General features: G+C 75.4%; 10 protein-coding genes. 3 read left to right on the top strand and 7 right to left on the bottom strand.

Features of this window, described 5'->3' with window-relative positions:
• The 4 genes from ACIQ9P_RS28740 to ACIQ9P_RS28725 form a co-directional block, all read right to left on the bottom strand.
• On the bottom strand, positions 1-432 hold the full coding sequence (locus ACIQ9P_RS28740; RefSeq protein WP_045941106.1) for a roadblock/LC7 domain-containing protein: 432 nt from the start codon (positions 430-432) through the stop codon (positions 1-3).
• Positions 429-3,659, bottom strand: coding sequence for a nitrate- and nitrite sensing domain-containing protein (locus ACIQ9P_RS28735; RefSeq protein WP_402362219.1), 3,231 nt, complete (start codon positions 3,657-3,659; stop codon positions 429-431). The genes ACIQ9P_RS28740 and ACIQ9P_RS28735 overlap by 4 nt, the downstream gene beginning before the upstream one ends.
• 520 nt (positions 3,660-4,179) lie before the next feature.
• Positions 4,180-4,713 carry a GNAT family N-acetyltransferase gene (locus tag ACIQ9P_RS28730; protein ID WP_402362216.1) on the bottom strand — a complete coding sequence of 178 codons (534 nt, stop codon included), beginning with the start codon at positions 4,711-4,713 and terminating at the stop codon, positions 4,180-4,182.
• Positions 4,714-5,034: 321 nt separating this feature from the next.
• Positions 5,035-6,498 carry an MFS transporter gene (locus ACIQ9P_RS28725; protein WP_402362213.1) on the bottom strand — a complete coding sequence of 488 codons (1,464 nt, stop codon included), beginning with the start codon at positions 6,496-6,498 and terminating at the stop codon, positions 5,035-5,037.
• Between the two features lie 196 nt (positions 6,499-6,694).
• Between ACIQ9P_RS28725 and ACIQ9P_RS28720 the strand changes: the two genes are divergently transcribed.
• Positions 6,695-7,324 carry a helix-turn-helix domain-containing protein gene (locus tag ACIQ9P_RS28720; RefSeq protein WP_402362210.1) on the top strand — a complete coding sequence of 210 codons (630 nt, stop codon included), beginning with the start codon at positions 6,695-6,697 and terminating at the stop codon, positions 7,322-7,324.
• Positions 7,325-7,483: 159 nt separating this feature from the next.
• Here ACIQ9P_RS28720 and ACIQ9P_RS28715 read toward each other — a convergent pair whose 3' ends face one another.
• Positions 7,484-8,689, bottom strand: coding sequence for a cytochrome P450 (locus ACIQ9P_RS28715; RefSeq protein WP_402362207.1), 1,206 nt, complete (start codon positions 8,687-8,689; stop codon positions 7,484-7,486).
• A 92-nt stretch (positions 8,690-8,781) separates the two neighbouring features.
• The gene (locus ACIQ9P_RS28710) at positions 8,782-9,000 is read right to left on the bottom strand and encodes a ferredoxin (RefSeq protein WP_402362204.1); all 219 of its coding nucleotides are present in this window, start codon (positions 8,998-9,000) and stop codon (positions 8,782-8,784) included.
• Positions 9,001-9,741: 741 nt separating this feature from the next.
• Between ACIQ9P_RS28710 and ACIQ9P_RS28705 the strand changes: the two genes are divergently transcribed.
• Together ACIQ9P_RS28705 and ACIQ9P_RS28700 are read left to right on the top strand one after the other, a co-directional pair.
• Positions 9,742-10,866 carry a tyrosine-protein phosphatase gene (locus tag ACIQ9P_RS28705; RefSeq protein ID WP_402362201.1) on the top strand — a complete coding sequence of 375 codons (1,125 nt, stop codon included), beginning with the start codon at positions 9,742-9,744 and terminating at the stop codon, positions 10,864-10,866.
• A gap of 108 nt (positions 10,867-10,974) precedes the next feature.
• Positions 10,975-11,619 carry a helix-turn-helix domain-containing protein gene (locus ACIQ9P_RS28700; RefSeq protein ID WP_402362198.1) on the top strand — a complete coding sequence of 215 codons (645 nt, stop codon included), beginning with the start codon at positions 10,975-10,977 and terminating at the stop codon, positions 11,617-11,619.
• A 394-nt stretch (positions 11,620-12,013) separates the two neighbouring features.
• Here ACIQ9P_RS28700 and ACIQ9P_RS28695 read toward each other — a convergent pair whose 3' ends face one another.
• Positions 12,014-13,426, bottom strand: coding sequence for a LuxR C-terminal-related transcriptional regulator (locus tag ACIQ9P_RS28695; RefSeq protein ID WP_402362195.1), 1,413 nt, complete (start codon positions 13,424-13,426; stop codon positions 12,014-12,016).
• Positions 13,427-13,546 lie beyond the last annotated feature (120 nt).

Here is a 13,546-nt window from a genome sequence, read left to right as displayed (position 1 = left end):
TCACCCCCGGTTCCTGGCGGCGAAGGCGTCGAACTCGCTGCGGACCGGCGTGGTGAGCTTCTGGCCGACCTGCTGGACGAGCTGGTGCATCGCCACCGACATCACCTCGGCGTCCACCTCCTGGTCGGCGACCACGGCGAGGTGGGTGCCCTGCGCGGCGGCGATGACGAAGAGCCAGACCTCGGCCAGCTCGACGATCACCTGGTGGACCGGGCCGCCGTCGAACAGTTGGCCGATGCCCCGAGCGAGGCTCTGCTGACCGGTGGCGACGGCGGCCAGCCGCTCGGCGTCGGACCGCTCGATGGTGCGGGAGTGGCTGACCACCAGGCCGTCGTCGGAGAGCAGCACGGCGCTTCTCGTCCCGGGGACCGTGTCGACGAGTCCGTCCAGCAGCCAGTCGAGGTCCTGGTGGGTGGCGATGGTGCGGTTCATGACTGCTCTTCCGTCCTCGTGGTTCGGGGGTCCGCGGCCGGGAGGGCCCAGGGGGAGGGACCCGGCGCGGGAGTCGGGGTTCCGGGGGCCGTGGGGGAGGCCGGGCCGGACGGGGGGAGGGTGCCGCGCCCCGGCGGCAGGGCGCCGAACGCGGGGCCGTCGGTCGCGGGGCCGTCGGCGGGGGACCGTTCCTCCGCGCCGCCGAGGCCGCGGGCGGCCCGGGACTGGCGCTGGAAGGCGCCGACCGTGGCACCGGAGCGGCGCGGCGGCCGCTGGAACGGACCCGAGGCTGTTGCGGGGCCGGTTCCGGTGCCCGTGCCCGTGCCCGCGTACGGGGTGCGGGCCGGTGGTGGGACGCGCAGTTCGGCGGCCAGGCTGGCCTGGCGCACCCGCTGGGGCAGCGGCGGCTGGAGACTTCCCGTCGGGACCGTCGGGACCGTCGGGACCGTCGGGACCGTCGGTCCGGTCGTGCTGTTCGGGGCGGGCAGGGCGCTCGGGCCGGCGGCCGGTGCGCCGGGGAGCGGGCCGGTCGGATGCTCGTCGCGCTGCCGACGCTCCGCCAGCCGGTAGTGGTCGGCGGGCCGGTACTGCTCGTCGGCGTACGGCGCCTCGGCGGGCATCACCGTCGCGTAGGCGATATCGGGGTAGGCGGGGGCGTCGTAGGTCGCCCCGCCGAAGCCGTGGGCGTTCCCGGAGGAGTGCTCGACCGGCTGGCCGTGCTCGGCCGGCGGGTGCGGGTAGCCGTCCGCCTCGACGCCGGGGAAGGCGCCGTCGCGGTCGCCGAAGCCGTCGGGACCGTCGAAGCTCCCACGGTCGGCGAAGCCGCCGGGACCGTCGATGCCGCCGGGACCGTCGAAGACGTCGTGCGCGCCGAAGGCGTCGTGCTGCCCGGGGAAGCCGTCGGACCCGCCGAAGCCGTCGGACCGGTGGAGGTCCTCGGACCTGTGAACGTCCTCGGCCCCGCGCTCGGGCCCGCCGAACCCGTCATGCTTCCCGAAGTCGACCCGGACCGGGGCGCCGAGGAGTTCGTCGTCCGACGGGGGCACGTACTCGACGTACCCGAACGCCTGGGCCGGAGCCGGGGCCCCGGCGGCCGCGCCGGGGGTGGTGACGGGGGCGCTGGGGGCGGAGAACCAGTCGGCGCCGGCCTGGCCGGGATGCGGAGCGGCGTCCGCCCTGGCCGCGCGCTCCTCCTCCTCGTCCACCGCGACGACCGCCGAGGAGGTCGTGGTGTCCGCCGCGGCCGTCGCGGCCGGGGCCGCCGAACCGGACTGGGCGGGCATCTCGGTCACCGAGGCGAGCGGCACGGGCGTCTGGGCCCGGTCCACCGGCCGCTGCCGCCGGGCGAGCGGGATCGGCGTGACCGCCCCGTGGTCCGGCAGCCCGGAGTCGCCGTCGAGGATCAGGTCGCCGGGCACGAGCACGACCACCCTGGTCCCGCCGAACGCCGACGGCCGGAACTCGATCTGCAGGCCGATCGCCGACGCCAGCCGGGCCACCACGTGGAAGCCGAGGCGGATGTCGTCGCCGCGCGCCAGCATGTCGGTGCGGGGCGGCTCGTCGGCGAGCGCGGCGGCCATCAGGGCGTTCGCCGAGTCGTACTGCTCCGGGTCCATGCCCAGGCCGCGGTCCTCGATCTCGATCGCGAGCCCGCGGCCGACCACGGCCGCCCGGACGTCGACCGGCGTCGGGGGCTTGGAGAAGGTCGCCGCGTTCTCCATCAGCTCGGCGACCACGTGCGCGATCGGGCCGACCGCGCGCTCGGAGAGCCACGGGTGGCCCTCGACGTCCAGCACGATCCGGCGGTACTCCTGGACCTCGCCCTGCGCGGCGCGCAGCACGTCCAGCAGCGGCACCGGCTTGCGCCACTTACGCTGCGGCTGGCCGCCGGCCATGATGACGAGGTTCTCCTCGTAGCGGCGCAGGCGGGCGGTCAGGTGGTCGAGGTCGAACAGGCCCTCCAGCACCTCCGGGTCCTCGTGCCGCCGCTCCAGGGCGTCCAGCTTGCGCAGCTGCTGACCGATCAGCAGCTGGGTGCGGCGGGCGATCCGCTGGAGCAGCCGCTCGAAGCCCCGGTGCTGCTCGGCCTGCCGGACGGCGGCCCCGAGCGCGGAGGTGCGGGCGAGGTTCATGGCCTGGCCGAGTTCCGCCAGCTCGTCGCCGCCGCGGGCGTGGGCCCCGGCGGTGATCGCCCGGCTCTCCGCCTCGACGTCCACCTGTTCGCCGCGGGCCAGCCGTTCCACGACCTCGGGCAGGGTGTGCTCCAGATCCTGTGCCTGGGCGTGCAGGTCGTTGATCCGGCGGCGCAGCGAGCGGGTCAGCCGCCAGCTGGCGACGACCACGACGATCACCGCGAGCAGGCCGATCACCGAGGTCAGCGCGACCCGGGTGAGCAGCGAGAGGATCGAGCCCTTGCCGACCTCGACCACGCCCTCGGTGCGGGTCTCGATGACCTTCACCAGCATCGGGTTGAGCTGGTCGACGGCCTGCCGCCACTGGTCCTGGAGCTGCGGCAGCCGGACGGTGCCGGTGGCGTCGGCGGCGGCCGGGCGGGTGAGCGCCTGCTCGACGGCGGCCTTGGACTGCCAGGCCGGACCGCTCATCAGTTCGGACCAGGCGGCACGCTCGTCGGCCGGAACGTAGGGCACGACCTGCACCGTGAACAGGTGCTCCTGGGCGCCGATCGCCTGCTGCACGAGCTGGTAGTCGGAGGCGCTGAGCTTGCCGGAGGGCCAGCCCCGGGCCAGGATCGCGTCCTCGCGGGCCAGCATCTCCTTGGCCCAGAAGGAGTTGACCAGGGTCTTGGAGATCCAGGTCACCTCGCCGGTGTCGACATGGCTGAGCGCGGTGAACAGCCGCAGGTCGACGGCGATCAGGTCGGTGTAGTAAGCGTAGACGCCCTGCTGGTCGGCGGTGCCCTTGTCGACGAGGGCCCGCTGGTCGCCCAGCTTCTCCATCGCGCGCCGGGCCTCGGCGACAGCCGTGCGTACCTCGGTGGGCGCGCTGTCGGCGGTCTCTCCGGACAGGGTCTGGAACTTCTGCACGGCCTCGTCGGTGAGCTGGCGCTGACGCTTCAGCTGGTCGGCGACGCTGCCGGGCCGGGAGAGCGCCTCGGCGCTGAGCCGGCGCTCCTCCTGGAGGTTGTAGTAGACGATGTTGGACGGCTGGCCCGCCTTCTGTGCCAGCAGGCCCTGGGCGGCCAGGCGCTGGAAGTCGAAGAAGGTCACGCCGCTGGTGACCGCCCAGAGGGCGGCCAGGGCGATGCTGGGGACGAGGGCCAGGACGAGCAGTGCCGTCCGCAGCGACAGGCGCGGTCGACGCCTGCGGGGGGCCTTCGGCGTCGGGGGCCGCCGATTCGCACGCGCGCGCAGAGCTGACTCCTTGGGGCTGGCGGTCTGCCCGCGAGGGTCGGACCGTCCGGGGCACGGGCTTTATGACGAAGCGATACTAGTCATACGGTGTGTTAGGAGTGAAAGCCCGTTCGATCTTCGGACAGTGCACACACAACTCCTTGACATTGCCGTAGCACCCGGTTCATGCCCGCGCGGGGCCTTCGAGCGGTACTCCGACACCCTCCCGGGGCCGGTCGGAAGGGGTCCGCCGCCCGGTCCGCGCGGCTGTCGGAAGCGCCCGTCGGTGGAACGGGAACGCCCCCGGCGCGGGTTCACGACGGGGGCGTACGGCGGGGCGCGCCAGCCGGTGGCCCGCCGATCGGCGGGCCACCGGCTGCCGCTGCGCCGGAAGGTGTTACGCGATGCCGAAGGCGGCGGCCCAGCGGGCCGTCCCGGACGGCAGTGGGTCGCGCTCCTGGTCCAGGCTCAGCGCCATCCACGCCTCGTCCGGGGCGTCGACGGTGAGCGTGATGCCGTGCGCCGAGGCCCGGCCGAAGCCGAACCGCGGGTAGTACGACGGGTGTCCGAGCAGGATCACGAACCGCTCGCCCCGGGCGCGGGCCGCGTCGAGTCCGGCCCGCACGAGGGCGGAGCCGGCGCCGGACCGCTGGTGGTCGGGGTGCACGGACACCGGAGCCATCGCGAGCGCCGGGACGTCGCCGATGAAGGCGCGGGTGAGCAGCACATGACCGACGGGGCCGGTCTCGGCCCGGGTGGTGGCGACGATCGAGAGACCGTCGATCCACGCCTCGTCGGCGCGCAGGGCCTCGACGAGGTCGGCCTCGGACGGCCGCCCGAAGGCGGCGACCGTCAGCTCGTGGACGGCCGGGAGGTCCGAGGGGAGCTCGGCCCGGGTGTGCCAGGAGGAGGAAGGCAGGGAAGAAGACATGGGAGTCCCTTGGAGAAGGGGCCCCGGAGAGCGAAGGGCGTCAGACCGGGACCCGGGAGGTGAGAACAGTCCGGGTGCCGCGCAGCACGTGCGCAGCGGCTGTCACCGCGACCACAATTCACCTTCCCTGTCTCCGTGACGGACTTCGTACGAGCGCGAACGGCCGTCGGGCCGGGCTCGTCCATCGACCGTAACACGGGCCCCGGACGGGGTGCGAAGGGTTTTTCGGGTGCCCGGCGTCGGCGGGCACCCGGGCGAGGACGGGCTCCGGGGGCTCAGCGGCTCCGGGCACCCGGCGGCGGGGCTCAGCGGCGGCTGGGCTCAGCGGCGTCGGGCGGCGCGGGCGACCACCAGCAGGAACAGGCCGCAGGCCGTGACCACCGCCCAGCCGGTCCGGGAGGCGGCGGCGAGCCCGGCCGGGGCCGCACCCGCGACCAGCCCGCCCGCGATCGCGATGCCCACCGCCGAACCGAGCTGGCGGGCCGTGGAGGTGATCGCCCCGGCCACCCCCGCGCGGTCCGCGGGGAGGCCGCCCACGGCCGTGTTGGTGATCGGCGCGTTCGCGAAGCCGAAGCCGGCCCCGAGCAGCAGCAGGGCGAGCAGCAGACCGGGCAGATCGGCCGCGCCGGACAGGGCGCCCGGGTCGCCCGCGCCGTGCGGGGCGTCGTCGACCAGGTACGCCCGGACCAGCAACAGCGCCCCGCCGGCCGCGGTGGACCAGGCCGCCAGCAGCAGCGGCCGACGCGGCCCGCCCCGGCCCACCAGGACGCCGGACAGCGGCGCGCACACGGTCGCGCCCACCGCCATCGGCAGCGAGGCCAGCCCGGCGGCCAGCGGCGTCCACCCCCGGGCGTGCTGGAGCTGGAAGGTGGTCAGCAGCAGGGTCACCGTCAGCGCCACGAACACCGCCACCGCGCCCAGCACGGCGGTGCCGAACGCCGGCTGCCGGAACAGCCCGAGGTCCATCAGCGGTTCGGTCCGGCCGCGTTCGGCGAGTGCGAACCCGGCGGTGGCCGCCACCGCCGCGGCGACCCCGGCGAGGGCCCAGGGCGAGCCCCAGCCGATCCGCGGCGCCTCGATCAGCACGGCCACCGTCGCGCACACCGCGACGGTGAGCAGGAGTTGGCCGGGCAGGTCCGGCCGGCGGGCCCGGGGCGCGCGGGACTCGGGCACGAAGCGGACGCTCAGCAGCACGGCCACCAGCACCACCGGCAGGTTCACCCAGAACACCGAGCGCCAGCCGAAGGCCGCCACCAGCGCGCCGCCGGTGACCGGACCGGCCGCCATGCTCAGCCCGAACACCGACGCCCAGACCCCGATCGCCCGGGCCCGCTCCCGGGGGTCGGGCATCGCGTTCACCACGATCGCCAGCGCCACCGGGCTGAGCATCGACGCGCCCACCCCCTGGAGGGCGCGGGCCGCGACGAGCGCGCCGGCCGAGGGCGCCAGCGCGCACACCAGGGAGGCGAGGCCGAAGACGACCAGTCCGCACTGGAACACCCGGCGGCGGCCGAACCGGTCCGCGAGCGCGCCGGCCGAGATCAGCAGGCTGGCCAGGACCACGGTGTAGGCGTCCACGATCCATTCCAGGTCGCGGGTGCCGACGCCGAGCCCGCGCCCGATCGCGGGCAGGCCGACGTTGACGATCGTGGTGTCCAGGCCGACCAGGAACAGGCTCAGCGCGCAGACCGCGAGCACGGTCCACCGCCCGCGCGCGCTCAGCGGGGGAGGGGCGGCGGCCTTGCCGGTGGCCGCGGAGGTGGTGGCCGCGGAGGTGGAGGTCATGGGTGGGGTCGCCCTTCGATCGGATCATCCTGCCGATCGCCATGCTCGGACCGGGGGACGGCGCCCGCCCAGCATCTTTGCGGAAACCGCAAAACGGTGGACGGGGCAGAATCGCCCCATGGACGCCGACCCCGCTGATTCCGCAGAGCCCGCTGGTAGCGCTGGTCCCGCAGAGCCCGCCGGTAGCGCTGGGCCCGTGGATCCCGCCGAGCCCGACCTCCTGGTCGCGGCGGACACCACTCCCGTCGCGACCGACGACGTCCGGGGAATCGTCGCCGCCATCGGGCCCCGGCTGCGCGCGCTGCGACTCGTCCGGGGCCTCACCCTGGACGTGCTGGCCGCGATCACCGGGATCTCGGTGAGCACCCTCTCCCGGCTGGAGTCCGGCCACCGCCGCCCCACCCTGGACCTGCTCATCCCGCTCGCCCGCGCCCACCGCGTCGCCCTGGACCACCTGATCGCCGCCCCCGCGACCGGCGACCCCCGCCTCCACCTCCGGCCCCGCCACCGGGACCCCGGCAGCGTGCTCGTCCCGCTCACCCAGTACCCGGGCCGGGTGCAGGTCTTCAAGCAGGTCCTGGCACCGCGCGAGCCCAGACTCGTCAGCCACGTCGGCTACGAGTGGCTGTACGTCCTCGCGGGCGAACTCCGCCTCCTCGTCGGTGACCGCGACCTCACCCTCCACCCGGGCGAGGCCGCCGAGTTCGACACCGCCGAACCGCACTGGTTCGGCCCCGCCGGGAGCGAAGCCGTCGAGATCCTCCATCTCTTCGGCCCCCACGGCGACCAGGCCGTACTGCGCACCGGCGCTCCTTCCACCGACTGACCGGGCCCGCCGGCCAGCCGCGCCCGCCGGCCGTCCGCTGCCCCCGGCCGGGAGCGCGGACGGCCGGTGCCGCCCGCCGCCCCGGTCCTCACGCCGGGGCGGCGGGCGGCACCGGCCGCAGTTCGAGCCGGTCCGGCGGGACTTCTCCGCCGGACCCGCTCACCAGGTCACGGGCAGTGACCGCATCCCGTAGATGAACGAATCGGTACGGAACTCGCGCTCGCCGGCCGGCCGCAGCCCCGGCAGCCGGCGGAACAGCGTCTCCAGGGCGATCTGGAGTTCGGCGCGGGCCAGCGGCTGGCCCAGGCACTGGTGCACACCGAAGCCGAACGCGAGCTGCCGCCGGGCGTCCCGGCCCAGGTCCAGCTCGTCCGTCGCCCGGTGGCCGGCGCCGCCGAACACCGCCTCGTCCCGGTTGGCGGTGGAGAGCATCGCCATCACGCCCTCCCCGGCCCGGACGGTGACGCCGCCCAGCTCCACGTCCTCCAGCGCCACCCGGGGCAGGCCGGTGTGCACGATGGTCAGCAGCCGCAACAGCTCCTCCACCGCGCCCGGCAGGGTGGCCGGGTCGGCCAGGCCGGGGATCTGCTCGGGGTGCTCCAGCAGCAGCGCGGTCGACAGCGCGATCATGTTCGCGGTCGTCTCGTGCCCGGCGACCAGCAGCAGTACGGCCGTGCTGGCCACGTCGTCCGGGGTCAGGTCGTCCCGCGCCGCGAGTCGGCTGAGGACGTCGTCCTCCGGCTGCGCGCGCTTGCGGGCCGTCAGGTCGCACAGGTAGGCCCGGATCCCCTCCTGGGCCTCCCGGAGCTGCTCCACGGTGCTCTCCTGGCTGAGCATCGTGCGGCTCAGGCTCTGGAAGCGGTCGTGGTCCTCGTACGGCACGCCGAGCAGCAGGCAGATCACCAATGAGGGAACCGGCAGCGCGAAGTCGGTGACCAGGTCGGCCGTGGTCCGGCCCGCGGTCATCCGGTCCAGTGCCCCGTCCACGATCCGCTGGATCTCCGGGCGCAGCGCCTCCACCCGCTTGACCAGGAACTCCCCGGTGATCATGCGGCGCTGGCGGGCGTGCTCGGGGTCGTCGAGCCGCAGGAAGTCCGGAGTGTCGGTGATCAGCTCACGGGCGCCGGCGACCAGCAGCGGGAAGGACGGGTGGCGTATGTCGGCGCTGAACCGGCGGTCGGACAGCACGGTGCGGACCTCGGCGAAGCCGGTGACCAGCCAGCAGAGGTCGCCGTCGGGCAGCTCGGCCCTGGTCACCGGACCGGCGGCGGCGGCCTCGGCGTACTCCGGCGGCGGGCCGAACGGGCAGCCGCCGGAGTGCCGGGCCGGCAGCGGGAGGACGGGGGTGGTGGGTGCGGTGGTCAAGGCGGGGTCTCCTCACGTCGCGGGTGTTCTCGTGGGGTGCGGGGGCCCGGGAAGCTTCCCGGCGGCCTGCGGCGGCCGGCGGCGGGGGTCCGTCAGGCCCCGGTCCGCGCGGGCTCGTCCCCGGTGAGGGTGATCGCCTGGCCCGGGCAGAGCTCGGAGGCGAGCCTGACGTCCTCGAACTGCTCGGGCAGCAGCACGACCTGACGGAGCGTCACAAGACTGTCCCGGTCGTCCTGGCCGAAGACCGCGGGGGCGTTGATCACGCACAGGCCGGAGCTGCAGCAACGGTCCCGGTCGACGCTCACCTGCATGTCGGGCACCTTTCGCCAGGGCGGCGCCGGCTGCCCGGCGGCCGCCTCTCGTTGTCACGGTCAACCTAGCCGTCACTGGTCCGTCTACGGAGGGGTACGGTTGCCGGATCGAGAATGGCCGATTGGGCCCCTGTGGGTGAACCGCCGTTGCGGTCCAATGCGTTTCGGTCGGCGCTCCTCCGCCGGACGGGTCGGCGGACCCGGCCGCGCCGACGGCCCCACGAGCCTTCGGCGCTGGTCAACTCCCTCGCGGAGGAAACCGTTTCGGCTTCGGGGGCACTTCTGTCCGGCCGACAGGGCACCGCCCGGGCGTACCGCAGGGCCGTCCGGCAGGGTGGCGGGGGCCGTGCCGGAGGTCGTCGAGGGCGATCTCGACGATCGGTTCCGGCCGGATCCCGGCACCGTCCCGGGGTCCACCCGGACACCCGGCCAGTGGCTCGGCCGCCTCCCGGCCGAGCGTCCGGTCGGCCGGGAGGACGTCGCCCCGGGGACCGGGCGGCGGCCACCGTCCGAAGGCGCCCGCGGAACTGTCCGTTCCGCCCCGCACCGCCCCATCCCTCCGGTGCCGTCCGAAGCCTCCGCCGCCGCCCGCTTTCGGTCGGCGACACCCGTTCCGTCCGCCCCCGCGGCCGGTCGGAGCGATGCCGATACCCCCGTTCACCTGGACGTTCAACAAGCTGTTGCCATGACGCCATCCGCCGGCCACGGGGCGACACTCCACGCTGCCTACCGTGCCGGGCCATGACCATCTCCCGCACCAGCCTGACCGCGGTGGCGCTCACCGGCGCCCTCGTCCTCGGCACCCCCGCGCTGGCCGTCGCCGCCCCGGCCGCCGGTTCCGCCTCCGCCGACACCACGGCCGCCGCCCCGGCCGTCGCCCGGCACGCGATCCCCTTCACCGCGGCCACCGCCACCCAGCAGGCCGACGGCAGCTTCACCCTCACCTGGACCGCCCCCGGCGCCCGCGGCGTCACCGTCTACGCCGGCACCGACCCGAACGACATCCGCCACCGCAAGGCCGTGGCCAAGGGTGCCGGCTCCGCCACCGTCACGGTCACCGGCCTGGCCGCCGCCGACCGCTGGTTCTTCGAGCTGGTCCCGGACCGGGGCGCCCCGCTGGTCGTCGCCGACCGCTCGCTGCACCTCGCCTCCGCGCCGAACTTCCGTGACGCCGGCGGCTACCGCACCGCCGACGGCCAGTGGGTGCGGATGGGCGTCGTCTACCGCTCCGGCGACCTGTCCAAGCTGACCGACCAGGACCTCGCCAAGCTCCGCCGCCTCGGTGTCCGCACCGTCTTCGACCTGCGCACCCCCGCCGAGCAGAAGACCGCCCCCGACCGCCTGCCGGCCGGTGCCACCGCAGTGAACGCCAACGTGCTCGGCGTCGCCGACACCGGCGCGTTCAACGTCACCAGCCCGCAGGCGGCCGTCCAGGCCATGGTCGACGCCGAGCGCACCATGGTCTCCGCCGACAGCGCCCGCACCGCCTACCACTCGGTGCTCAACGCCCTGGTCGAGCGCGACGACGAGAACGTCCTCTTCCACTGCACCGCGGGCAAGGACCGCACCGGCTGGGCCTCCGCCGCGCTGCTCACCGCGCTCGGCGTGCCGCGCGAGACCGTCGAGGCCGACTACCTCGCCAGCAACACCTACCGCGCCGCCGAGATTGCCGCCACCCTGGCCCAGCTGCCGCCGGCCTACCAGGCCGTCTACAAGCCGCTGCTGGACGTCCGGTCCGAGTACCTGGCCGCCGGGTTCGACGAGGTGCGGCAGAAGTTCGGCTCCTTCGACGCCTACCTGAAGTCCGGCCTCGGCCTGGACCGGCGGGACCTGCGCGACCTGCGCAGCCAGCTGCTCGTCGGCTGACGACGCGTGCCCGGCGTCCCGCCGGGGTGGGCCCCGGGAGTACCGGGCGGTCCGCCCCGGCGGGACGCCGCGTTGCCGGAACCGGGACGCCCTGGTTCGATCGTCGGTATGGACCACCAGGACCCCGTCCCCGACCCCGTTCCCGACCCCGCCGCCGGTGCCACCGTCCCGGCCCCGGCCATCGCCGCCACCCTGCGCCAGATCGGCCCCAGGCTGCGTCGGCTGCGCGAGCGCAAGGACCTGTCCCTGGCCGACCTGAGCCAGGCCACCGGCATCTCCAAGAGCACGCTCTCCCGCCTGGAGTCCGAACAGCGCAAGCCGAGCCTCGAACTCCTGCTGCCCATCGCCGCCGCTCTCGCCGTCCCGCTGGACGAGATCGTCTCCGCCCCCCGGATCCAGGACCCGAGGGTCCACCAGCACCCCGGCCGGGCCGACGGGCGGACCTTCGTGCCGCTCTCCCGTCACCGCACCGAACCCCGGGCGTTCAAGATCCTGATCCCGGCGGCCCACCACGCCCCCACCCTCGCCACGCACACCGGCCACGAGTGGCTCTACGTGCTCTCCGGCCGCCTCCGGCTGCTCCTGGGCGAGCACGACGTCGTGCTGACGCCGGGGGAGGCGGCCGAGTTCGACTGCCAGAACCCGCACTGGTTCGGCTCCACCGGGACGGGCGACGTCGAGGTGCTGAGCCTCTTCGGCAAGCAGGGCGAACGTCTCCACCTGCGCGCCCGCACCCGCCCGAAGGAGTCCTGAGACGACCCCGGCGCTCCCCGTCCCGCCCGAACTCCGCGACCTGGACGTGGTGTTCGCCGTCAACTGCGGCGAGGCGGGCGCCCTCGCCCACTACGGACCGCCGCTCGGCCTCCTGGCGCCCTGCTCGGGTCATCCGGGCCTCGCCGACCAGGGACCGCCGCCGGACCGGCCGGCCGGTCCGGCGGGCCGGTCCTGCCCGTCCGGCCCGACGGATTCCCGGACCTGGAACGGTACTTCGCCGGCTGTCGCCGGGTCGCCCGGGTCGAGAACGGCCACGGCGCGCGCAACGAGGAGCAGCACGCCCGGGTCCTGCTCCGCGCGGCCCGCACCGGCCGTGGTCGGCGCTCCGGCCCGAACCGCGGCGCCACTACCGAGACTTTCGGCCCGGGCTCCCTCAGGAGGCGGCGTGCAGCGCGGGCGGCGGGCCCGCCGGGACCGTCGGCAGGCCCGCGCGGTGGGCGAGGGCGGCGGCCTCGCCCCGGGAGCCGACCTCCAGTTTGGCCAGGATGTTCGCCACGTGGAACTTCACCGTCGACTCGCTGATGTGCAGGGCGCCGGCGATCTCCCGGTTCCGGCGGCCCCGGGCGAGCTGGTCCAGCACCTCCAGCTCCCGTGGTTGCAGGCCCTCCAGCGGCCGGGCCGCGCCGACCGGCCCGGCCGGGGCGTGCAGCGGCAGGTCCACCGTCACCGTGGTGCCCCAGCCCGGGACGGCCTCGACCGTCATCCGGCCCGCCAGCGCGGCGATCCGGTCGGCCGTGCGGTGGACGGCCAGCGCGTCCTCGGTCAGCAGGCCCGGGCCGTCGTCCCGGACCACGGCCCGCAGGCCGTCCGCCACGAACTGCCAGCTCACGTGCAGCCGCGTCAGACCGTCCTGCTCCAGCATGGCGAGCACGGCGGAGCGGACGGCGGTGCGGGCGGTGTGCGCGGTGTCGGTCGGCACCGAGCGGTCCCCCTCGGTCGGCGCCAGCAGGTCCAGTCGGACCGGGCTGTGCCGCAGCAACGGCCGCACCACGTCGGCGAGTCGGGCGAACGCGGTGGCGGCCGGCTCCTCGCTCAGCTCACGGTCGAGGTCGGCGGCGCTGCGCAGGTCGAGCAGAGCCGTCACGGCCAGCTCGGTGGCGTTGCGCCGGGCGGTGGCGTCGTCCAGGCCGGCCGACCGCAGCGGCCCGAGGACCGCGGACAGCGCGGAGGCGTGGGCGCCGGTGAGTTCGGCGATCGCCCGGGCCCGGGCACTGGCCGAGGCGCGGGAGGCGGCGGCGTGCGCGGGCGCGGCGTCGACGGCGCGGTGGTGGGAGTGGGTGGTCAGCAGCTCCCACAGCTGCTGGAGCAGGCCGAGCGACCGCTCGGGCAGCGGCTCCGGCGACCCGTGCGTCCCGGTCGCCCGCCCGCCGGTCCGTCCGGCCGGGTCCGCGCGGACCAGCACCAGCACCGCGCCGTTGCTACCCGGCGGGGCCGACGCCACCGCGACGGCCGGCCTGGGGCGCCCGCCCAGGACCGCCTCGCCCTGCCACGGGCGACCGGGCGTGACTTCCTGGGCGAGCGCGGCCAGCTCGGCGCCGGTGATCCGGGCCGACAGCTCCTCGGGGCCGACGGCACTCGCGGGCGAGTAGGTGCAGACACCGCTGAGCTGCGCCACCGCGAGGTGCGGGACGAGCCCGGCGAGCACTTCGGAGAGCTTCGGCAGGATCGTCACCCGGGGTGTGCGCAGCACCTCGGCGGCGAGCGCGAGCACCCCCTCGGCGTCGTCCCAGGACCACTCGCCGTCGGGACCACTACCGGCACCGTGTCCACCATCGCGCTCGACCATGGCTCCCAGCGTAGCCCGCGCCGGTCGGCGCGGGCCTGGCCGAACGGCCAGGTGGAACCGGCCGAACGGGGGGCCGTCCGGCGGGGGCCGCCGTACCAGGCTGGGGCACGTCACCAGGAC

Source organism: Kitasatospora sp. NPDC094019 (assembly GCF_044764505.1).
Taxonomy (GTDB): Bacteria; Actinomycetota; Actinomycetes; order Streptomycetales; family Streptomycetaceae; genus Kitasatospora.
This window is presented reverse-complemented; position numbering and strand designations above follow the sequence as displayed.

What these genes read in the sequence shown, in the direction of transcription:
- ACIQ9P_RS28740 (WP_045941106.1), bottom strand. Translation starts at nt 432, where the DNA reads ATGAACCGCACCATCGCCACCCACCAGGACCTCGACTGGCTGCTGGAC.
- ACIQ9P_RS28730 (WP_402362216.1), bottom strand. Translation starts at nt 4,713, where the DNA reads ATGTCTTCTTCCCTGCCTTCCTCCTCCTGGCACACCCGGGCCGAGCTC.
- ACIQ9P_RS28725 (WP_402362213.1), bottom strand. Translation starts at nt 6,498, where the DNA reads ATGACCTCCACCTCCGCGGCCACCACCTCCGCGGCCACCGGCAAGGCC.
- ACIQ9P_RS28710 (WP_402362204.1), bottom strand. Translation starts at nt 9,000, where the DNA reads ATGCAGGTGAGCGTCGACCGGGACCGTTGCTGCAGCTCCGGCCTGTGC.
- ACIQ9P_RS28705 (WP_402362201.1), top strand. Translation starts at nt 9,742, where the DNA reads ATGACCATCTCCCGCACCAGCCTGACCGCGGTGGCGCTCACCGGCGCC.
- ACIQ9P_RS28700 (WP_402362198.1), top strand. Translation starts at nt 10,975, where the DNA reads ATGGACCACCAGGACCCCGTCCCCGACCCCGTTCCCGACCCCGCCGCC.
- ACIQ9P_RS28695 (WP_402362195.1), bottom strand. Translation starts at nt 13,426, where the DNA reads ATGGTCGAGCGCGATGGTGGACACGGTGCCGGTAGTGGTCCCGACGGC.